Source organism: Methylobacillus glycogenes JCM 2850 (assembly GCF_000617925.1).
Taxonomy (GTDB): Bacteria; Pseudomonadota; Gammaproteobacteria; order Burkholderiales; family Methylophilaceae; genus Methylobacillus; species Methylobacillus glycogenes.
Genome location: NZ_BAMT01000004.1, coordinates 135,545 through 156,817, shown reverse-complemented (window position 1 = coordinate 156,817; position 21,273 = coordinate 135,545). Strand labels below are relative to the sequence as shown.

Here is a 21,273-nt window from a genome sequence, read left to right as displayed (position 1 = left end):
GTGATCAGCTAAAATGATAAAATCTTCAAAACAAATCGGCTGCTTCAAGCTGCCATAAACCGCACAGATTACACACTGGATAAATTGCATATGCTGTTGCTAATGCAACAGTGGTGAAAGAGCATCAGGCCCCAATACTTCTTCATAATCTTGCTAGTGATTCAAGCTACATCAAGCAGGGCTTATCTGGGAATTTCGGATCTGATACCTTAGAGATAAACAGTGGCTATTGAGCGCTATATTGCCTAGACAATTACAAGTTATAGTGCTGGCATATCAGCACAATACTGATATAGGCAGGGGCTGGAAAATGCCATACGCACAGGCGCATACCCACGGCAGCGCTGGCGTTATCCCTTAGCTTGCCTCTCCCCCATGGCACAGCCTATAGGACAATGTCAGACAGCACCCGATAGCGCAATCTTGAAACTGCCCCTACGATGCAGGCGGAATGCTTAGCGACTAAACACCACCATAAACGTACGGGAGTCATAATGAGACCTGAACTTGAAGCCTGGGTTGCCCTGGGTTTGGCGATACTGGGGATGACAATGATGGTGGCTTTGGGTACGGTGCTGCCTAGATTTCTCTAGATGATGTTACTTTAGATCAAGCATTCACAACGTTCATCCTCCCCCCCCAGGATTTTGTGTTGGCTTAGGTGGTCTTGCATATAAGGGTATTGCATAGGCGATATGACTGGGATCTATGCCTTGAGTGATATCGCCTGACTCATGTCGGGGGGAAACGTGCGGGCTTTAATTATTGCTGTCGATGCGGCATCAATGCGGTTCATGGCCGAGGCCGAAGACGCTACGACTTTTTGTTTTACCAGCAGTGGCGCTGGACCTGAGGCGTGGTGACCAGGTCAAGGGCGAGTTTCACAGCCTGGGGGCGGCCCGCTTGGTGCAGTTTGGCAATCAGTTTATTGATGTAGAAATCACGGTGGCCAACCAGCCACTTGCTGTAAGTTTGCAATGGATGGGTTTGGTGCATCCCGAATCGGTCAGGCAGTGAAGCTGAGCTTAAGAGATAAGCTTCAGAACTATGCTTAATTACTATTTCTGAACAACCATGCCTGCTTACTTGCGAATTCGGTTACTCAGCTTGAGCGCAGGAATGGCGTTGCTTCAACAGCTTTACTCGAACAGTTTTGGTACAACAAGTTTGGTAAAGTACTGCCCCTCTGCTCTCCATTATTAATCACCACTCTGGTTAGATAGCCCACTGGGCAGAGGCCCACTTAGCGTGGCATCAAGCAGCGCACATAATAAAAAGTCCAATATGCACATAGACTCTCACCAAGACACCCTACCCAGGGTGCTGCTGATCGATGATCAGGAAATTGCCGCTGAAATGATACAGCACATGCTGGAAGATCAGCCTGACATCAGTTTTCAGCATGTCTGGGATGCACGTGCGGCCTTGAGCACGGCGCTGGCTTTTGCCCCTACCATTGTGCTGGTTGATTTGTCCATGCCCTTGATCGACGGCTATACCGTGATCAAGCAATTTCGTGATTCCAGCGAATTTCCCAAGCTGCCCATGGTGCTGCTGTCCACCGAAGACCAGCCCGAGCGCAAGGCGCGCGGCTTTGCCATGGGCTGTGATGATTACCTGATCAAGTGGCCAAGCAAGCTTGAATTGATTGCGCGCATTCGTTATCACACCCAGCTTATCTCGCGCAACAACAGCGTGATGCTGCCTTTATCTCCTTGCAAAGCAGCCAGCAGGCTTTACTCGCCAAAACTGAGCAATTACAGCAAAGCCAGGAGGCCTTGCATCAGGCCCAGAAGATGGAAGCCATAGGCCAATTAACCGGAGGGGTGGCCCACGATTTTAACAATGTGTTGCAGGTCATCAGCGGCAATCTGCATTTGATTCGCTTTGCGGCCTCTGGCGATGATGTCATGCAACAGCGTGTAGCCAAGGCCTTCAGTGGGGTGGAACGTGGCGCCAAGCTGGCTTCGCAATTGCTGGCCTTTGCCAGACGCCAGCCATTGCAACCCAAGCAATTGCATGTGGGTGAACTGGTGCATGGCATGCAGGATATGCTGCGCCGTGCGCTGGGAGGCTCCACTTCATTAGAGGTCCATGTCCGCGACCAAAGCTGTCATGTATTTGTGGACCCCAATCAACTTGAAAACATGATGCTGAATCTAGCCATCAACGCCAGAGATGCCATGGGTGACAACGGCAGGATTGTGATTGATGTGGCCTGCATCAGCGGCAAGCTGCTGAGCGATGTGCATGAATTAAGCCCCGATCATGACTATGTGCGCATCTCGGTCAGTGATAATGGCAAGGGCATGGCTGAAGATGTCATGAGTCGAGCCTTTGAGCCTTTCTTCACCACCAAGGCCACCGGGCAAGGCACTGGCCTGGGTTTATCCATGGCCTATGGCTTTGTCAAACAGAGCAATGGGCATATTGAACTTAAGAGTGAGGTGGGATCAGGCACAACGGTCACCACTTATTTGCTGCGCACTCAGGTGGAAAATAGCCAGCGTGACAGCAGCCATGCACAGCAAACCCCCATGGTACAGGGCAGCGAAACCGTGCTGGTGGTGGAAGATGAGCCTGATGTATTGAGCACCACGGTGGAGATTTTGCGCGCCCTGGGTTACAAAACCCTGCAGGCTGAACATGCGCAGGCCGCTTACAATATCTTGCAGCAAGGCGCCAAGGTAGACCTGTTGTTTTCCGATGTGGTGATGCCTGGGCCCATGCGCAGCGACGAGTTGGCTATCGCCGCGCGCAAGCTGTTGCCCAATATCGGCATTCTGTTTGCCTCGGGCTATACCGAGGGCAAGATTACGCGTGACGGCAAGCTGATGGTGGGCACCGACCTGCTCACCAAGCCTTACAGTGCGGAAACGCTGTCACTGAAAGTCAGGGAAGTGCTGGATAAGGAGATATCCCAGGAAATAACCGAAGGAATTTCCGGGGATATCTCCGGGGATATATCTGATCAGGGGCGACGTACGTAACGCGTAGAGCCTGGAGGTGGCTCATTGAGTACCGCCCAGAAGATGCCGAGGTCGGCAATGGCTTGCACAAATTCGCGGAATTCCACTGGTTTTACCACATAGGCATTGACTCCCAGCGAGTAGCTACGCAGCAAATCCTGCTCTTCTCTGGATGAGGTCAACATCACCACCGGAATGCTCTTCAATGCATCGGCACTGCGGATGTATTTGAGCACTTCCAGACCATCTATCTTGGGTAATTTCAAATCCAGCAGCACCACGGCCGGGTTGCCAGTCTGGCGGTTGGCGAATTGCCCTTCGGCATTGAGGTAATCCAGGGCCTCTGCCCCATCCCGCACCACGATAACTTCATTGGCCAACTGGCTTTTTTCCAGCGCTATCAAGGCCAGCTCAAGGTCTTTGGGGTTGTCTTCTACCAGAAGAATGGGTTTCAACATGACGATCTTGCTTTCTATGCGCTTTTATTAGTTTGCTTGTGGTATCTGTTTGGGCAGTGAAAAGGAGAAAGTGGCCCCTTGATCCGGGCTGCCCTCTGCCCAGACACTGCCACCATGGCGCTCAATAATGCGCTTGACGTTGGCCAGGCCTATGCCTGTACCCTCGAACTCTTCCATACGGTGCAAGCGCTGGAATACGCCAAACAGCTTGTGAACAAATTCCATGGGGAAGCCCACACCATTATCAGCAATATGGAATATCCAGTTGTCATCCTGTGCTTCAACACTGATGCTGATTTTGGCAGGGCTGCGTGTGCGCGTATATTTTAGCGCATTGGAAAGCAGGTTGAACAAAGCCAGTTGCAGGAAATTGCCATCGGCCTGTATCACTGGCAGTTCAGCAACATCACACTCCACTTCACGCCCTTGCTGATCTTCCAGCAGTTTGGCTAGCGATGATCTAACCAATTCATTCATATCCACATCGGCTATATGTAGCGCAGCCCGCCCCATTTGCGAAAAACTCAGCAGGCCATCCACCAGGCGACTGGAAAAACGCGCGGAATCCTTGATGTTATGGATAAAGCGCTGGCTGCGCTCATTCAACACATCCCCCTGATATTCCAGCAGCAGATCGGCAAAACCGACAATATGCCGCATGGGCGCGCGTAAATCGTGGGATACGGAATAAGAAAACGCTTCCAGCTCTTTGTTGGCGCGCCCCAGCTCCTCGGCCAGCTCTGCCATTTGCTCGGCACGTTCCAGCACCAGGCTGAGCAAGGCGGTGTGGAATTCTGCCGCTATACCCACCTCACTGCTGTTCCAAGGGCGGGATTTGCCAGAGACGGTTTCGCGCCAGAGCGAGAAGCTCATGCGCGGGCTGAGATTATCCTGCTGTGGTGCTTGCGCTTGCTTATGATAAGGGTGGCCCGCCCAGTCTATGGTCTGAATTACCTCGGGGCGGAACCAGATTAGATAATGTCTGTGCAGGCTGGAAATAGGCAGGGCAAGTATGCCGCTGGCACTGGCCTGATAAGCTGCGGCAGCCGGATAAAGACGTGGCAAGCTGTCGGTATGGAATATGCCTTGAGACTGTGTGCCCAGCCACGCCACCAAAGACTGCAATTCTTCTGGCGTAGGGGTATTGCCAAAAGCCTTCACCTCATCGCCAAACATCAAGGCCACACCACCAGCCTTGGCAAAACGCATCAGCAAAGGGGCAATGCCACTGATATTGCCGACAAAATCCATGCCCTTGCCCAAGGGCCCTAGCATTTCCACCAGCATACGGCGCAATTCCAGCCGCTCACTGGCCTCATCACTTTCTTCCTTGGAGGCAATATGTAAGGCGAGGATTTGCCCCAGTTGCTCACACGCCGCCCGGGTTTCAAAAGACACAGGCTTGGCTTCGGCATGGTGGCAAGAAATCAGCCCCCACAGCTTGCCCTTGATGACAATGGAAACCGACATGGAGCTTAAAGTGCCCATGTTTTTCATATACTGCACATGCACTGGCGAAACGCTGCGCAATACCGCATGCGTCAGGTCATTGGCTTGCCCCGTCAAAGGGTGGTGGGCAGGCACCAGGGCAACGGGTGTGTAGTTGGCATCCGCAATCAGCCGCATGCGATTGATGACATATAAATCGCGCGCCTGGCGAGGAATATCCGAAGCCGGAAAGCGCTGGTTGAGATAAGCGTGATAGCCCTCATCCACGGCTTCGGCCAGCACTTCACCATGCCCTGCCCCATCAAATCGATACAGCAAAATACGGCCATAGCTGGTGAGGCGCTTGAATTCCCTGACCGCTATCTGGCTCATTTCTTCAATGCTGGAAACACTGCTCAGGCTATTGAGAAAGTTGCCCACCAAGGGATAGAGATGGCGGAAATCCGCATGCGCCTGACGCGAGGTCTGCTCGAATTCAAATACGGTCATCCCATCCTGCGGATGGGTCAGCACATCATAAAAACCGCCGTTTTCCAGCGCCACCGTGCCCAGGTACAAGGGGTAAAACTGAAAGCTTTGCGCCGCCAGGCTATTCAGCAACTGCTGCGCATTTTCTAGGCCTATGACATTAGCCAAGGGGTGATGCAAGGCTTGGTCTACACTGATACCAGTATGCAAGGGCAGGTTATTGCTGACCTGAATCACAGGCTGCTGGGCCAGATTATCCCCATGTTCAATACCTAAGAAAAATCCGTGTGGCTGTATGCTGCCAGGAATGCGGATAGGCTCTTGCTCGCAGGACAAAATGGCTGCGGCATTGATCTCGGTTTGACTGGCGTGGTCAAGTGCTTGTGGGTGTGTATTCAATCGCTATCAACTGTTAGTGGCGAATCAATGAGTGGCTAATCTTAATGGCGAGCATATGGGCAAAATTCATCATATATTGCGATCTATAAAACGTTTTTTATAAATCGTTAAAAATCTATAGCTCACTATAGCTTACGTTTGCAATGACTGAGTGCTTCAGATATGGTTCATTTGACATATACATGACTAATCATATCTTGATCCCGCGATTGGCAATATCGGAATTTTCCTGACATTGAAGTAAATTTTTACGCCCTGTCAATATCAGACAAACCCCTACAAACCAATCTTATATACACTGCTATCATGTCGCCGCTAGGGGGCTCATGCGGAACCTTAAAGCAAGCCTCGGAATTGTCAAATCATAATTGCGCTGAAAGCGCTGTTAATTGCCTCTTTCTTAAGTTTAGAACCATCGTTTTCGTCCGCCCTGCCTTGCTCCGGTAAGGCTGAGCCCTGTTGTAGCAATGCAATGTAGTAAGGCAAATTTGTTAAGACAAAATTTGTTAAGACATAAGCTGCAGCAATTCTTGATCTCAATTGCTTGCGGGTGAATCAACCCTTTTTTGAGGAATGCGTGATGAGTACAGAGACCAAAAGCCATTTGACTACTGCAGTGGTCACCAACCAGGCAGCCTTGCTGGAAGGCTGGCTAAGCACACTGGCCAGTTTGCAAACCAGGCGAGACAAGGGCTCTGAAGCGGAAATCCGCCAGCAGGCCTCCCTGTTTCTCAATCTGTTACCCAAGGCGCTCGCCAGTGGCGATCTCGATATCAACAAGCCCGCCTGGGATGAAATCAAGCAGTTACTCTCCGAGATTTCCAAAAGCCGTGCCAGCCAGGGTATCTCGCCTATTGATACTGCGCTGTTCATCTTTTCATTGAAGGAGCCTTTGTTCTCCTATCTGCAAACCTCCATTTCGAATGACCCCTTGGCTCTGGTGCACGAAACCACTGCCGCCAGCATATTGTTTGACAAACTAGGCCTTTACACCGTTGAGGCGTATCAGAAAACCCGCGAAAGCATTATCCAGCGTCAACAGCAGGAACTGCTTGAGCTATCTACCCCGTGGTGCAACTCTGGGAAAACATTCTGGCCCTGCCACTGATAGGCACGCTGGACAGCGCCCGCACCCAGGTGGTGATGGAAAGCCTGTTGCAGAAGATTGTTGAAACCGGCGCGCTGATTGCGATTATTGATATTACTGGCGTACCTACCGTGGATACCCTGGTAGCCCAGCATCTGCTGAAGGCGATTGCGGCGGCGCGCCTGATGGGCGCTGATTGCATTATCAGCGGTATACGTCCACAGATTGCCCAGACCATTGTCCACCTCGGCGTGAACCTTGAAGATGTGATTACCAAGGCCACTTTGGCCGATGCGTTCAATATCGCCCTCAAGCGCACGGGTGCAACGCTCAGCAGCAAGTAAGCCGCACTCAAGTACAACCGCTTTCTGGAGCTAAATTATGGAACGCATCCCCATTCTGCGCATGGGCAAACTGCTGCTGGTAACCATACAGGTGGATATGCATGACCGCCTGGCGATGACCCTGCAAGACGACCTCACCTCCCGCATCGTCAAGGACAAGGCCAAGGGCGTGCTGATTGATATCTCGGCGCTTGATATTGTCGATTCCTTTATCGGCCGCATGATCAGCAATACTGCCTCCATGGCCAGGATTCTTGACGCCAAGACGGTGGTGGTAGGCATGCAGCCAGCGGTGGCCATCACGCTGGTTGAGCTGGGGCTGGCACTTGATGGTGTGATTACCGCCCTCAATGTCGAGCGTGGCATTCAGATGCTGGAACAGCATTCGGATCAATGATGACAGCCTTGATAGGAGGCTTTCGCCATGAGTTTTGAAGTGCAGGATACCAAGCATGCCCCACTTAAGACCGATGAAGATGTGGTGAAAATGCGCAAGCTGGTGCGCGAAGAAATGACGGCCATGGGCTTTGGTCTGGTTGACCAGACCAAGATCATCACCGCAGCCAGCGAACTGGCGCGTAATACCTTGCGCTATGGCGGTGGTGGCGATGGCGAAATTCTACGTATCAGCAACGGCATCAAGATAGGCGTGGAACTGCGCTTTATTGACCAGGGCCCGGGCATAGAAGACCTGGAGCTGGCGCTCACCGATGGTTATACCAGCGGGGGTGGCTTGGGGCTGGGGCTAAGTGGCTCCAAACGCCTGGCGGATGAGTTCGAGATTGATACCGCCCCAGGCCAGGGCACCACTGTCACGATACGCAAATGGAAAATGCTGTGAATAGCCTGGGTCCACAATCTATATTCAGCATAGGCGGTCTTAGCGAAATCGGCGTGGTCAGGCGCGCTGGCAATCTGATGGCGCAATCACAGGGCTTTTCTGAGCTACGCGCAGGTGAGCTGGCGCTGGTGATTACTGAGGCGGCCACCAATATCAGCAAACATGCGCAGCAAGGCACGATTTACCTGCGCATGGTCAGCCGGGGGTCACGCAAAGGCATAGAAATGCTGGCGGTGGACAAGGGGCCAGGCATGGTGGATTTGCCACACAACATGCAAGATGGCCGCTCCTCCACAGGTACTTATGGCGTAGGTTTGGGCACCATACAGCGCTTGTCCAGCGAGCTGGAAATTTATACCGCGCCGGGTAAAGGCTGTGTGTTGATGGCGCTGGTCTGGGATGATGTCACCACTCTGGAATCCACAGATTGGCAGGTCGGCGCCATGTGTATTCCGCTGCCTTCCGAGGATGTCTGCGGCGATGGCTGGGCCAATGGTCAGGATGAGCAATTGTTGAATATTCTGCTGGCCGATGGCTTGGGCCATGGGCCAGAAGCTGCCATTGCTTCCAACTTGGCCACTAATGCCCTGAATCATTATCCGCAAGCCCTGCCCGCCCGCATGATGCAGCATTGCCATGATGCGCTAAGAGGCAGCCGAGGTGCCGCCGTGGCCATTGCACAGATCAACACCGACACCGACGAGATCCGCTTTGCGGGCGTGGGCAATATTGCCGCCAGTTTTTACCACCACGATAAACGCCAGCACCTGATTTCCAGCAATGGCATTGTGGGCAGCAATCTGCCACGCGTTAGGGAATACCCTGCTGCCTGGCAGCCGGATTCCACCCTGATTCTGCACTCGGATGGCATTACCACGCATTGGGACTTGGAGCAGTACCCTGGGCTTAAGCACAGCCACCCTAGCCTGATTGCCGCCGTGCTGTTCCGCGATTTTTGCCGGGGCCGCGATGATGGCACTGTGGTGGTTGTGAAGGATCAGCGGGAGCGCGTATGAGCATGCGCATACTCAATGTCAGCGTTAAAAGTGAGCTGGATGTGGTGGTGGCACGGCAACGCACGCGTGAGATCGCCAACCTGATTGGTTTTTCCATGCAGGATCAAACCCGGGTTTCGACCGCGGTTTCTGAGCTGGCGCGTAATCTGTTCAATTATGCGGGTGGCGGCACGGTTGAATTTTCCATAGAAGGTGAGACCGCACCGCAGTTATTTGTTGTCACCATCAGCGATAACGGCCCCGGCATCCCGCACATTCAGGATGTGCTGTCGGGCAATTATCACTCGCCCTCGGGCATGGGCCTGGGCATTATTGGCGCGCGCAGACTGATGGACAGGTTTGATATCGCCACCAGCGCACAAGGCACGGTGATCACCCTGGCCAAGCTGTTGCCAGGCGATGTTGCCATTTTGACCAAGCTGGAGCTGGGCAAGCTCACCTCCGGTTTATCCATGCTGCGTGCCGATCTTTCGCTGGCCGAGCTTGAGCAACAGAACCGTGAACTGCTCACCGCACTGGCTGAACTCAAGGCGCGGCAGGATGAACTGACCCAGCTGACGCGCGAGCTGGAAGACACCAATCGCGGCGTAGTGGCCTTGTATGCCGAGCTTGAAGAGCAGGCGGATCATCTGCGCCGTGCCGATGAAATGAAATCGCGCTTTCTCTCCAATATGAGCCATGAGTTCCGCACTCCGCTCAACTCCATACGCGCCCTCTCCAAGCTATTGCTAGACAAAGTGGATGGTGAGTTGAATGACGAGCAGATGAAACAGGTGGGTTACATCCAGAGTGGTGCCAGTGCGCTGAGCGAGCTGGTGAATGACTTGCTGGATATCGCCAAGATTGAGGCTGGCAAGGTAGAGCTGCACATAGATGAGTTCAATGTCAGCGATACCTTCAGTGCCTTGCGCGGCATGCTTAAGCCCTTGTTGGTATACAACAAGCTCAGCCTGGTGTTCAATGAGCAAACCCCCAGCTTGTCTATGGTGTCGGATGAAGCCAAAGTGTCGCAAATATTGCGCAATTTCATCTCTAATGCGCTCAAGTTCACCGAACAAGGCAGCATCACCGTCTCGGCGCAACAGCAGGCAGAAAATAAGCTATTGTTCGCGGTGAGTGACTCTGGCATAGGCATAGACGCAGCACATTTCGATACCATCTTTGAAGAATTCAGCCAGGTAGAAAACCCATTGCAGCGCGGCGTCAAAGGCACAGGCCTGGGCTTACCGCTGTGCCGCAAGCTGGCTACCTTGCTGGGCGGGCGCGTTTATGTGGAAAGCACGCCTGGGCTTGGCTCCACTTTCTATCTGGAGTTGCCCATCAATCGTCATCTTGCGCAACAGCAAGCTGAAATCCCCGTGTTGCAAGCCAATAAAAAAGCTGTGCTGGTGGTAGAAGACAACCCGGCGCAAGTGGTGATTTACCAGAAATTTCTTGAGGAATCAGAATTTCACGCCGTGCAGGCGCGTAACCTGCGCGAGGCCGACCTGCTGTGGCCAGAAATTGAGCCTGTGGCGGTGATTCTGGATATCTTTCTCAAGGGGGAAACTTCCTGGCAATGGTTAAGCCATATCAAGAACGACGCCTTGCGCCAGCATGTGCCGATTATCGTGGCTACCGAGGTTGAGGATAGACGCAAAGGACTGGCCCTGGGAGCGGATGCCTATTACATCAAGCCGCTGATTCAGGATGAATTGCTGTTGACCTTGCGCACGGTCACCAGCTAACCCTTAAATGACCTTGAAGAGCCCTCACTATGTTCAATCAACAGCATGCTGACTACCTGATCCTCAATGTTGATGACAATGAGGGGGCGCGTTACGCCAAATCGCGCATCCTCGGCAAATCCGGCTTTCGAGTGATTGAGGCCTCGAATGGCACGGATGCCATTGCCATGGCCAATGCGCATAATCCTGACCTGATATTGCTGGATACCCGCCTGCCCGACATCAATGGCTTTGAAGTCAGCCGCAGGCTGAAATCGGAAGACAGCACCAGAACCATACTGATTCTGCAAACCTCCGCCTCTTTCCTTAAATCTGAGGACAAAATACAGGCGCTGGAATGGGGCGCAGACAATTATCTGTTTGAACCCATAGAGCCAGAAGAGCTAATTGCCAATGTGCGCGCCCTGCTGCGGCTAAGCCGCGCAGAGCGTGCCTTGCGTGACAGCAACCGCCGCAAGGATGAGTTTCTTGCCACCCTGGCCCATGAATTGCGCAATCCGCTAGGGCCTATACGCCACGCCAACGAACTGCTGGGCATGTTGGATACTAGCCAATCTCCGGTGCAGGAAAAAGCCAGGCAGATTATTTTGCGCCAGACTGATCACATGATCAGGCTGGTGGATGATTTACTGGACGTTTCGCGTATTTCACACGGCAAGATAGAGCTAAAAATTGAACATGTGCCTTTGCAACATTTTATTCATACCGCCATTGAGACCAGTGCAGAACTGTACAAGACGCGCCAGCATGAATTGCGGGTGAGCCTGCCCGAAGCGCCTGTGTGGATAGAAGGTGACCCGGTCAGGCTGGCACAAATCGTCACCAACCTGCTCAACAACGCCGCCAAATTCACCCAGCCTGGTGGCCTGGTGCAACTATCGGCACAGACCACGCAACACAGCGTTACCATCACCATCCAAGACAACGGCATAGGCATCGCGGCCGATAACCGTGACCGCATCTTTGAGCTGTTTACCCAGGCGCACCATAGCAATGACAAAGTGAAAGATGGCCTGGGCATAGGCTTATCCTTGGTCAAGACCTTGAGCGAAATGCATGGCGGCACAGTGGGAGTGGAAAGCGCTGGCATAGGCATGGGCAGTACTTTCACCCTGCAGTTACCGATAGAAAATGCACACCCTAACCTGGCATCAGCGCCTTTGGAAACCTCGGCTACCCAGGCTGGTACCAGCAGCAGCATTATCATCGTCGACGACAATGTAGACGCTGCCGAAACCCTGGCAGCCATCCTACAACTCAACGGCCACGCGGTGCAGATTGCGCACACTGGCAGACATGGCCTGCAACTGATCAATGACATCAGGCCACAAGTGATTTTCCTTGATATCGGCCTGCCGGATCAAAGCGGCTATGAAGTGGCAAAAGCCATCAGGCTGCTAGCCGCAGATTTCCAGCCTATCCTGATTGCCCTGACAGGCTACGGCACTAGCGAAGACAAAGCGCAGGCGCTGGCTGCTGGCTTTGACGAACATCTGGTTAAACCTCTGGACTTTGAGAAGATCAGTTCCATCAACTTACTCGGGCCTAGTCTTTAATTCTTGCTATATCGCTGCGCTCTGGCCTCCGCTATCACAGTATTGATGCCCTATCCCCGTTAGCCAGACCTTGTACACTGATAACCAGACTAGTCATTTCTGGCATTGTGTATTCCTGTTTCAGATCAATTATCACGAAACTTTTTCCCACTAGCACTCTCAAACCGGGAGTGCTAGAATCGTTTCATGAGGGAGGTTTCAACATGAGCAACACCATGACATTACCTACAGTTTCCGCTTACGACAGCCTTGATCTGTACATGCGTACCATCAAGACTTTCCCTGTGCTCAGCGCAGAGGAAGAGCATCAGCTTGCTACCCGCCTCAACCGGGACAATGATGTAGACGCTGCTCGTTCCCTGGTGGTTTCACACCTGCGCCTGGTGGCCAGCATTGCGCGTGGTTACTCTGGCTATGGTCTGCCTCAGGCTGATCTGATTCAGGAAGGCAATATCGGTCTCATGAAAGCGGTGCGCCGTTTCGACCCTGAGCGTGGTGTACGCCTGGTATCGTTTGCCATGCACTGGATCAAGGCCGAGATTCACGAATATATTGTGCGTAACTGGCGCTTGGTCAAGGTGGCCACAACCAAGGCACAGCGCAAGTTGTTCTTTAATCTGCGCAGCATGAAAAGCGGCCAGTCCGCCAGCTTGCAGTCAGATGAAGTGGCGCATATTGCCCGTGAGCTCAACGTCAAGCCGGAAGAAGTGCTGGAGATGGAATCGCGCATGTCCGGCCACGAGATCTCGCTTGAAGGTAATGCAGATGATGATAATGAAGATGTGTTCAGCCCCATCTCTTATCTGCAAGACCCGCATGGTGAGCCTTCAGATACTTTGGCAGAGCAAGAGGCCGCGCATTTGCAGACCACAGGTCTGGCAACTGCACTGGCCAACCTAGATGAGCGTAGCCGCCGTATTGTTGAAGCGCGCTGGTTGCAGGAAGACAGCAGCTCAACCTTGCATGAGTTGGCTGCCGAGTTTGGCGTTTCTGCTGAACGTATCCGCCAGATTGAGCAAAAGGCGATGAAGCAGATGAAGGGTTTCCTCAGCGCTTAATGCTTTAGGCTAGCGACATAAAACAAAAAGGCTGCAATTGCAGCCTTTTTTATTGCGGTCAGGATTAAGTACCTAGCCTGTGATTTTTTCGATTAACCGAAGATGATGACTGACAACGCACTCAACCAGGACATGGTAATCAGACCTATGGTAATGGTCAGTGGCAGATTGGAAAAAGTGAAATAAGACTTGAAGCCATCGTCAGTTTGGTTGGTAGCGCCCATTTGGTTTCCCTGCAAGTGATCAAGTTAACAACGAATATCTATTTGCCAATTTTATGCTGATTAGCCCCACGCTTCAAGTGGTTAAATGGAATCATGGGGTCATCGTCATCCATGAGGATGCGCTGCGCTGGCCCTTCCAGGTCGTCATACTGCCCGCTTTTGATGGCCCAGAGTATGCCCACGGCGGCAAAGCCGATGAAGACAAAGGTCAGGCCAAGCTGTAACAGTAAGCCGGAAAGGTTCATGCAGCCGCTTCTTCCTCTATTGCCTCAAAAGTCAGGGCATTATGCATATGCTGGCGCAACACTTTAAGTTCAGCCATTTGCGCCAATATGCCCTTCTCTATGTTTTCAAGCTCACCAATCCGGTCTTCCAGGGTATCAGTGGCCTTGTAGATACGCTTGATACTTTCCAAGCGCCTGCGTAGTTGTAACTGATGCTCACGCACCTGGGATTCCATAGGCGCAATCACTGCCTTGAGCCAATTTTCCACATCGTGGTTGGTCACTTCAAACACGTGGATAACCCGACTTGCCAAGGTCTCAAAGAACTTAGTCGTCAATGTCATCTTTTCGTTCGTAATCATGTTGAGCGCAGTGTTGAATTGCTCTCTATAGCACGCTCCAGCTTGGCCAGTTCTTTTTGGTAACGCAGGGTAGAGAAGCTGGGTGGCTCGGCCTTGCGCAGGCCATGCTCTTGCGCAAACTTGTCGTACATGGCGTCCATCATGCGCTTGATTTCTTCTATTTGCGTGTCTGACTGCAACAGACGGTCACGCAGTTCAGCAAAGAAGCCATCCATGGCAGAACGTATGCTCTTGGTGAAGTTGGCGCTGATCATGGTGTTGCGGGTGTTGGTGACGTGCACCTTGAGTGCTTCCATCCCCAGCAAGGTAAACAATTTATTGGTTTGCTGCGAGAACACGCTGCGCAGCGCCTGGAAGCGTTGCAGGCCTTTCTCGAAGATTTCCTTGTCGACCTTGACCTTGTTCATCATGTGCTCGATCACGTCCTCATTCTTGCCGCGCAGGCCGCGCAACTCTTCGAGTTGCTCGTTGAGGCTGTTGAGGCGCGCTTCAAGAATCAGGTTGGATTGCGCGACCAGGTCTTCAATCTCGCTGGAGGTGTTGTCGCGTATGATCTCGCGCTTAGCTGGAATCAACTCTTGCGACAAGGCCAATTCCAGGGCTGGCATGCCGCTACGTTGCAGCAGGTCTTCATCATGGCTTACCTTGGCCAGCAGGCCTTTCTGCGCGGAGATGGGGAATATCTGGCTTTGCTCAAGGCCCAGCAGTTCGGCGCTGGAGCGAATCTGCTTGTCGATCTCGCTTTGCACCTCGACTTCATCGCGCAACTCATCCCAGAGACCATCTATTTTGTTCAGCACCGCCAGGCGGCCCTTTTGCTTCCAGCGGGTGCCGCTGATATAGCGACGCCAGACGTCAATTTCGGACTTGGTGACGCCAGTATCGGCGGCCAAGATGAACAATACCGCATGCGCATTGGGCAGCATGTTGAGGGTAAGTTCAGGCTCAGTGCCTATGGCATTGAGGCCGGGGGTATCCAGAATCACCAGGCCTTGTTCCAGCAAAGGATGCGGGAAATTGATCACGGCATAGCGCCAGCAAGGAATATCCACTGTGCCATCGCTATTGACGCTCAAGGCATCATCCGCATTGTTGAAATCAAACAGGCCATAGCGCTCGGCTTCTTCCACCGGGACACGCTTGGTACGGCTGACTTCCTTGAAGATGGCGGACATGCGCTCGCTATCCTCAACATCAAACGGCATTACCGTCCACTCTTCAGGGTAGCGCTTGTATTCGGTAGTAGTGGCGTCGGAGGCACGCGTCTCTACGGGCAAAAGCTGCAGGGAGGTAGGCTTGGAAGCATCGTACAGCAGCTCGGTTGGGCACATGGTAGTGCGGCCAGCGCTGGAAGGGAGCAGGCGTTGACCATAGCCAGCAAAGAATATGGCGTTGATCAGCTCGGATTTGCCACGGGAGAACTCGGCGACGAAAGCCACATTGAGCTTGTCCTCGCGCAGGCGATCAAGCAATTGCAACAAGCGCAAATCCATCTGAGCGTCATTGAGCTCCTGCTCATTTAACCAGTTACGATAGTCACTGATGCTATCCACCAAGCGGTGCGCCATTGCGTGTAGAACTGGAAATGACGTTCAAGCTTGTTATCTGCCATAGCACCCCCCGATGCTTTTGTTGTGAGCGCGAAACTAGCACGATGTGTACTAGCATGCAGTGTATTACTGGCACTCTAGCATGCTTGTGTAAATACGCAAAAGAATCAGCACTATTGGGAATTATTAACACATGTCACTAATTAGATGTCTCTGTTATACCAGCCCTGCGTGACGCTATTTTGAAGCCTGTTGATACATTCTGCTATCATCGCGCTTTGAGCAAATTCCGGCATTTTGCACATGAGCGGCTTGACCCTGCACACCCCACGCCCCACCGAAATTCTATTGCACCAGGCTTCACGCAAGCTGGAACTGACTTTTGATGATGGTCAGCACGGCGAGTTGAGCTGTGAGTTTTTGCGCGTACACTCGCCTTCTGCCGAAGTGCAGGGCCATGGCAATCCGGTGCTACAGACGGGCAAGCAACAGGTCAATATCACTGCCATAGCGCCTGTGGGACATTACGCCGTCAAACTCAGTTTTGATGATGGTCACGACACCGGGCTTTACTCCTGGGATTATCTCTACCAGCTACTGGTTGAACACGATGCCCTCTGGCAAAAATACCTGGACAAGCTGGCTGAAGCTGGCGCCAGCCGCGAGCCAGGCAACTAGAAAAGGCAGCATATATGAGCGATAACGCTAAAACCCACTTTGGTTTTGACACCGTTGACGAGCAGGACAAGGCGCGCAAGGTAGGCGAGGTCTTCCACTCCGTGGCCCGCAAGTACGACCTCATGAACGATGTCATGTCCGCAGGCATGCACCGCGCCTGGAAGCGCTTTACCGTTGAAGTCAGTGGCGTGCGCCCGGGCGATAAAGTACTGGATGTGGCTGGCGGCAGCGGCGATCTCTCGCGTCTGTTTGCCAACAAGGTAGGCCCCAGTGGCCAGGTCATACTCACCGACATCAATGCTTCCATGCTGGCGGTTGGCCGTGACCGCATGATAGACGATGGCAAGGCCGTGCCTGCCCTGCAATGCGATGCGGAAAAACTGCCTTTCCCAGACCAGTATTTTGACTGTGTGATTGTGGCTTTTGGTCTGCGCAATATGACGCACAAGGACAGAGCGCTGGCTGATATGCAGCGCGTGCTTAAACCCGGCGGCCGCCTGTTGGTGCTTGAGTTCTCTCAGGTGTGGAAGCCCTTGGCACCGTTGTACGATGCTTATTCCTTCAAGCTGTTGCCACTGATGGGCAAGCTGCTGGCCAATGATGCTGATAGCTATCGCTACCTTGCAGAGTCCATACGCATGCACCCCGATCAGGAAACCCTCAAGCAAATGATGCTGGATGCAGGCCTGGGCAAGGTGGATTACTACAACCTGGCGGCTGGCGTGGTTGCCCTGCACAAAGGTTGGAAAACCTAGGCCAACAGCGCTGATGAATAACGCTGCCACACCACGAATGCATCTACACCAGCCCAGCCAAGAAACCATAGTTTTAGAAATCATAGTTTAGAAACCATAGCTTTCATGCTCAAACCCTTACTCACCCGCCTTATTCAACATTTGCTGGCACAAAACAGCTGGGCCGCAGAGCTGTTGCAACCCTATGGTGGCAAACAGGCCCGCCTGATCATGCCGCCCTTCAGTGCCACACTGGTTGTGCTGGAAGATGGCGGTTTGGCCTTGGCGGGCGAAAGCGCAGAGGTAGATGCCAGTATCAACATCCCTGTACCCGTGGCCTTACGCATACTGGCGGGCGATGAAGGTGCAGGCACTGCAGCCGTCATCACTGGTGATACCGAGTTTGCCAGCGTTCTGGCTAGTGTTTTGCAAGGTGTGTCCTGGGAATATGAGGAAGATCTCAGCCGCGTGATCGGCGATGTGCCCGCGCATGAGATCAGCAAGTTTGGCCGCAATGCTTGAGTCAGATTCGCCGCAAAGGCCTTAGCATCGCGGGCATGTTCAGCGAATACTGGCAGGAAGAGCAGCCATTGATTGCCAAGAAGCGTCATGTAGAACAGTTTGTGCGCGATGTAGACACCCTGCGCGAAGACGCCGAACGCCTGCAAAAACGTATCGCCAGACTGCGGGCGCACTCAGAACCGTCGTCATCCCAGACACCTGACACTCACACTTCCCCTACCGAATAAAAAGGCAACGAAAGTCTCTCATGCAACTGCTGCGCCTGCTCAACATCATCTTCGTGACCCTGCGCTTTGGCTTGGATGAGTTTGTGCTCGGCCACACCCGCCTGCGCCCGCTGCAAGGCCCGGTTAACTTGCTGCTGTTCTGGCGCAACAAGAATAGTCCCAGAGGTGAGCGCCTGCGCCTGGCGCTGGAATCCCTGGGACCTATCTTCGTCAAGTTTGGCCAAATGCTATCCACGCGCCGCGATCTGATACCGCTGGATCTGGCTGATGAGCTGGCCAAACTGCAGGATAGAGTTCCGGCCTTCCCCTATGCGGATGTAGAAGCCATTCTGGTTCAGGCTTACGGCAAGCCTGTACTGGAGGTCTTTGAACAATTTGATGTAGAACCCATCGCCAGCGCTTCCGTCGCTCAGGTGCATTTTGCTCACCTGCCTGGCGGCACCCCGGTGGCGGTGAAGATATTGCGCCCTGGTATCAGCAAGGTGATAGAAAAAGACCTCAAGCTGCTGGATGGTGCGGCCTGGTTGCTGCATACCCTGTCCTCGGATGGCAAACGTCTGAAGCCACGCGAAGTAGTGGCGGAATTCTCCCGCCATATCCATAGCGAGCTGGATTTGATGCTGGAAGCCGCCAACTGCAGCCTGCTGGGCCGCAACTTTGCTGATAAACGCCTGCTTATCGTGCCGGAAGTGCATTGGGACTGGTGCCATGAGCAAGTCATGGTGATGGAGCGCATGAATGGCACACCAGTGAGCCAGGTGGCGTATTTACGCTCCATAGGCGTGGATATCCCCAAGCTATCGCGCGATGGCGTGGAAATCTTCTTTACCCAGGTGTTCAGGGATGGCTTCTTCCATGCCGATATGCACCCGGGCAATGTGCAGGTGGCCGATGATGGCCGCTATATTGCGCTGGATTTCGGCATCATGGGCAGCCTTACCGATGAAGACAAGCAATACCTGGCGCGCAACTTCCTGGCGTTCTTCAGGCGTGATTATCGCGAAGTGGCGCGTGCGCATATTGAGTCTGGCTGGGCACCCAAAGACACGCCCATAGATGAATTCGAGACGGCCATACGCGCAGTATGTGAGCCTATCTTTGATAAACCATTGAAAGAAATCTCCTTCGGCAAGGTGCTGCTGCGCCTGTTCCAGACCTCGCGCCGCTTTGGCGTGGAAATCCAGCCGCAGCTTGCCATGCTGCAAAAGACATTGCTCAACGTTGAAGGCCTGGGCCGTGACCTGGACCCCAACCTGGACTTATGGAAAACCGCGAGGCCCTATCTGGAACGCTGGATGTCGGAACAAGTAGGCTGGCGTAGCGCGCTGGACAACCTCAAGCAGGAGCTGCCCTACTGGAGCAAGATACTGCCGCAGATGCCGCGCCTGATTCACCAGCAACTGGAGCAAGGCCTGAGCAATCCTAATCGTGCCGAGCTGGAACAGCTGCGACTGGAGCATCAGCGCCAGGGACGCTGGCTGCGACTCATCGCTTTTGCGCTGGTCTTGCTGGTGTCTATGCAAGCCGCGCTGATCCTGTTTCAACTCAGTGCCTGATCATTCAAGGGCTGCATTTCAAGCCCAAGCACAGCGCTATTGATATAAAGCCTTCAATTTCTTGGGCCTAAGTCTTTGCAGGGCGTGAGTTTTTGCTAAAATCGCCCTGCTCCCGCACTGTGCTGTTGCCTAGTTGCCTGCCAGTGCTCCGGAGCCACTTTCTTTCATATTTTAAGTTTCGTGTCATCGAGCTGAATCTCTAGCAAAGGGCTGGCGTAGTGCTGATCTGGTTTGTCATTCTTTATGTCCTGATTTCCATCAGCATAGGCCTGTTGGCCGCCACCCGGGTCAAAACCACCAAGGATTACGCCGTTGCAGGCCGACATTTGCCCCTACCTGTGGTCATGGCCACGGTGTTTGCCACCTGGTTTGGTGCAGAGGCGGTATTTGGCGTCTCGGCAACATTTGTCAAAGATGGCCTGACCGGGGTGGTGGCTGACCCGTTTGGCTCCAGCATGTGTCTGGTGATTGCGGGTTTCTTCTTTGCCACCCAGCTTTACAAGCTCAATATCATCACCCTGGGCGATTTCTACCGCATGCGCTATAACCGCACGGTAGAAGTGCTAACAACCATCGCCATCGTGGTGTCCTACCTGGGTTGGGTTGCGGCGCAGATCAAGGCCCTGGGCCTGATTTTCCATATCATCACCAACGGTGCAGTCAGCGAAGAGGCTGGCATGATCTTGGGCACAGCCATCGTGCTCACGTACACCACCTTTGGCGGCATGTTGTCTGTGGCCATACTCGACTTTGTGCAGATGGGCGTCATCATCAGCGGCATGCTCTATATAGGCTATTTGGTCTCAGGCATGACAGGCGGCGTGGCCCCGGTGATTGAGCATGCCCGCCTGGCTGGAAAACTGGATTTCTTCCCGCCTGCTGACCCCTGGCTGTGGCTGACCTTTATAGGCGCGTGGATGACCATGATGCTGGGCTCTATCCCACAACAGGACGTGTTCCAGCGCATCACCTCGGCCAAAAGCGCCAAGATTGCCATCTGGGGCTCGGTGCTGGGTGCCTCGGTCTACTTCTGCTTTACCTTTGTGCCCATGTTCATTGCCTATTCCGCCACGCTGATAGACCCGGCTTTCTTCAACAATCTGATAGACCAGGATTCACAGCGCGTGCTACCCACCCTGGTGCTGCAACATATGCCTTTGCTGGCACAGGTCATCTTCTTTGGCGCGGTGCTGTCTGCCATCATGAGCTGCTCATCCGCTACCTTGCTCGCGCCTTCCATTTCCTTTGCCGAGAATATCGTGCGCGGCTACCTGCCACATCTGGATGACAGAGGTTTCCTCAAAGTCATGCGCTTGTGTCTGGTGGGCTTCTCGGCTTGCGTGCTGACTTACGCCCTTAATTCCGAGATGTCCATTTTCGGCATGGTGGAGTCTGCCTACAAAGTCACACTGGCAGGTGCGTTTGTGCCCTTGTTCTTTGGCGTGTTCTGGAAGCGCGCAACCAATCAGGGGGCGATTGCCGCCTTGGTCGGCGGCATCAGCTCATGGGTACTGGTGGAAGTTCTAGTGGGTGAAGCCAGCCTGGTACCTGCGCAGTTGGTGGGCTTGGCGGTCAGCGTGTTGGGGATGGTGGTGGGGTCTTTGCTGCCACAGATGATTTCCAATGCCAGGCCAGAGCGGCCAGGTTATTTGCATAGCCATGCATCACATAGCCCTGCCCCGCACCATCATGCGCATCATCATGATTAATCAGCACCTGACTAAACGCTCAAGAAACACTGGCCAGGAAGCTGAGCCAGTCTTTCTTCACAGCACCTGAGTAGAGCAAAGCCCTTGACGCCTGCTGCCGCTAGTGGGAGGTTTG

Annotated in this window: 21 protein-coding genes and 1 pseudogene; 17 read left to right on the top strand and 5 right to left on the bottom strand. The window is 53.4% G+C overall.

The features are described 5' to 3' along the window. Positions 1-837: 837 nt before the first annotated feature. The 3 genes from JCM2850_RS08030 to JCM2850_RS18040 all read left to right on the top strand — a co-directional run bounded on the left by JCM2850_RS08030 (position 838) and on the right by JCM2850_RS18040 (position 2,990). Positions 838-1,017 carry a hypothetical protein gene (locus tag JCM2850_RS08030; protein ID WP_025871031.1) on the top strand — a complete coding sequence of 60 codons (180 nt, stop codon included), beginning with the start codon at positions 838-840 and terminating at the stop codon, positions 1,015-1,017. 267 nt (positions 1,018-1,284) lie between these two features. Beyond that, positions 1,285-1,809 carry a response regulator gene (locus JCM2850_RS18045; protein WP_051525320.1) on the top strand — a complete coding sequence of 175 codons (525 nt, stop codon included), beginning with the start codon at positions 1,285-1,287 and terminating at the stop codon, positions 1,807-1,809. Continuing rightward, entirely contained in the window at positions 1,779-2,990 is a 1,212-nt protein-coding gene (locus tag JCM2850_RS18040; RefSeq protein WP_148301218.1) for an ATP-binding protein, read from the top strand. The genes JCM2850_RS18045 and JCM2850_RS18040 overlap by 31 nt, the downstream gene beginning before the upstream one ends. Here the strand turns inward: JCM2850_RS18040 and JCM2850_RS08020 are convergent. Then, complete coding sequence (locus tag JCM2850_RS08020) at positions 2,972-3,427, bottom strand: response regulator (RefSeq protein ID WP_025871029.1); 456 nt, start codon at positions 3,425-3,427, stop codon at positions 2,972-2,974. The genes JCM2850_RS18040 and JCM2850_RS08020 overlap by 19 nt on opposite strands. Before the next feature lie 27 nt (positions 3,428-3,454). Further along, positions 3,455-5,743: an ATP-binding protein gene (locus tag JCM2850_RS08015; protein ID WP_025871027.1), complete on the bottom strand. Its 2,289-nt coding sequence runs from the start codon at positions 5,741-5,743 to the stop codon at positions 3,455-3,457. Between the two features lie 580 nt (positions 5,744-6,323). On the opposite strand from JCM2850_RS08015, the gene JCM2850_RS21855 reads away from it, so the two are divergent. The 8 genes from JCM2850_RS21855 (at position 6,324) to rpoH (ending at position 13,372) form a co-directional block, all read left to right on the top strand. Continuing rightward, the gene (locus tag JCM2850_RS21855) at positions 6,324-6,851 is read left to right on the top strand and encodes an RsbRD N-terminal domain-containing protein (RefSeq protein WP_199898280.1); all 528 of its coding nucleotides are present in this window, start codon (positions 6,324-6,326) and stop codon (positions 6,849-6,851) included. Next, the gene (locus tag JCM2850_RS21850) at positions 6,812-7,174 is read left to right on the top strand and encodes an STAS domain-containing protein (protein WP_199898279.1); all 363 of its coding nucleotides are present in this window, start codon (positions 6,812-6,814) and stop codon (positions 7,172-7,174) included. Before JCM2850_RS21855 ends, JCM2850_RS21850 begins: the two co-directional genes overlap by 40 nt. A gap of 37 nt (positions 7,175-7,211) precedes the next feature. Then, positions 7,212-7,571, top strand: a complete 360-nt coding sequence (locus tag JCM2850_RS08005) for an STAS domain-containing protein (RefSeq protein ID WP_025871025.1) — start codon at positions 7,212-7,214, stop codon at positions 7,569-7,571. Between the two features lie 27 nt (positions 7,572-7,598). Beyond that, on the top strand, positions 7,599-8,015 hold the full coding sequence (locus JCM2850_RS08000; RefSeq protein ID WP_025871023.1) for an anti-sigma regulatory factor: 417 nt from the start codon (positions 7,599-7,601) through the stop codon (positions 8,013-8,015). Next, complete coding sequence (locus JCM2850_RS07995; protein WP_051525328.1) at positions 8,012-9,031, top strand: ATP-binding SpoIIE family protein phosphatase; 1,020 nt, start codon at positions 8,012-8,014, stop codon at positions 9,029-9,031. The genes JCM2850_RS08000 and JCM2850_RS07995 overlap by 4 nt, the downstream gene beginning before the upstream one ends. After that, on the top strand, positions 9,028-10,758 hold the full coding sequence (locus JCM2850_RS07990; protein ID WP_025871019.1) for an ATP-binding protein: 1,731 nt from the start codon (positions 9,028-9,030) through the stop codon (positions 10,756-10,758). Before JCM2850_RS07995 ends, JCM2850_RS07990 begins: the two co-directional genes overlap by 4 nt. 29 nt (positions 10,759-10,787) lie before the next feature. After that, positions 10,788-12,314: an ATP-binding response regulator gene (locus tag JCM2850_RS07985; RefSeq protein WP_025871017.1), complete on the top strand. Its 1,527-nt coding sequence runs from the start codon at positions 10,788-10,790 to the stop codon at positions 12,312-12,314. A gap of 203 nt (positions 12,315-12,517) precedes the next feature. Next, positions 12,518-13,372 carry an RNA polymerase sigma factor RpoH gene (rpoH, locus tag JCM2850_RS07980; RefSeq protein WP_025871015.1) on the top strand — a complete coding sequence of 285 codons (855 nt, stop codon included), beginning with the start codon at positions 12,518-12,520 and terminating at the stop codon, positions 13,370-13,372. Between the two features lie 92 nt (positions 13,373-13,464). Here the strand turns inward: rpoH and JCM2850_RS23385 are convergent, their stop codons facing one another. The 3 genes and pseudogenes from JCM2850_RS23385 to JCM2850_RS18030 all read right to left on the bottom strand — a co-directional run bounded on the left by JCM2850_RS23385 (position 13,465) and on the right by JCM2850_RS18030 (position 15,794). Continuing rightward, positions 13,465-13,596, bottom strand: coding sequence for a hypothetical protein (locus JCM2850_RS23385; protein WP_267879252.1), 132 nt, complete (start codon positions 13,594-13,596; stop codon positions 13,465-13,467). 38 nt (positions 13,597-13,634) lie between these two features. Then, complete coding sequence (ccoS, locus tag JCM2850_RS07970) at positions 13,635-13,841, bottom strand: cbb3-type cytochrome oxidase assembly protein CcoS (protein WP_025871014.1); 207 nt, start codon at positions 13,839-13,841, stop codon at positions 13,635-13,637. Beyond that, positions 13,838-15,794, bottom strand: a pseudogene (locus tag JCM2850_RS18030) (dynamin family protein). Before JCM2850_RS18030 ends, ccoS begins: the two are co-directional and overlap by 4 nt. 241 nt (positions 15,795-16,035) lie before the next feature. On the opposite strand from JCM2850_RS18030, the gene JCM2850_RS07960 reads away from it, so the two are divergent. The 6 genes from JCM2850_RS07960 (at position 16,036) to JCM2850_RS07940 (ending at position 21,158) form a co-directional block, all read left to right on the top strand. After that, the gene (locus JCM2850_RS07960) at positions 16,036-16,410 is read left to right on the top strand and encodes a gamma-butyrobetaine hydroxylase family protein (RefSeq protein ID WP_025871012.1); all 375 of its coding nucleotides are present in this window, start codon (positions 16,036-16,038) and stop codon (positions 16,408-16,410) included. Between the two features lie 14 nt (positions 16,411-16,424). Beyond that, the gene (gene ubiE, locus JCM2850_RS07955; protein WP_025871010.1) at positions 16,425-17,165 is read left to right on the top strand and encodes a bifunctional demethylmenaquinone methyltransferase/2-methoxy-6-polyprenyl-1,4-benzoquinol methylase UbiE; all 741 of its coding nucleotides are present in this window, start codon (positions 16,425-16,427) and stop codon (positions 17,163-17,165) included. A 105-nt stretch (positions 17,166-17,270) separates the two neighbouring features. Further along, on the top strand, positions 17,271-17,666 hold the full coding sequence (locus JCM2850_RS22640) for a ubiquinone biosynthesis accessory factor UbiJ (RefSeq protein WP_234406161.1): 396 nt from the start codon (positions 17,271-17,273) through the stop codon (positions 17,664-17,666). Then, on the top strand, positions 17,663-17,893 hold the full coding sequence (locus JCM2850_RS22635) for a hypothetical protein (protein WP_234406160.1): 231 nt from the start codon (positions 17,663-17,665) through the stop codon (positions 17,891-17,893). The genes JCM2850_RS22640 and JCM2850_RS22635 overlap by 4 nt, the downstream gene beginning before the upstream one ends. A gap of 20 nt (positions 17,894-17,913) precedes the next feature. After that, entirely contained in the window at positions 17,914-19,449 is a 1,536-nt protein-coding gene (ubiB, locus tag JCM2850_RS07945) for a ubiquinone biosynthesis regulatory protein kinase UbiB (RefSeq protein ID WP_025871008.1), read from the top strand. 218 nt (positions 19,450-19,667) lie between these two features. Beyond that, positions 19,668-21,158: a high affinity choline transporter 1 gene (locus JCM2850_RS07940; RefSeq protein WP_025871006.1), complete on the top strand. Its 1,491-nt coding sequence runs from the start codon at positions 19,668-19,670 to the stop codon at positions 21,156-21,158. Positions 21,159-21,273 lie beyond the last annotated feature (115 nt).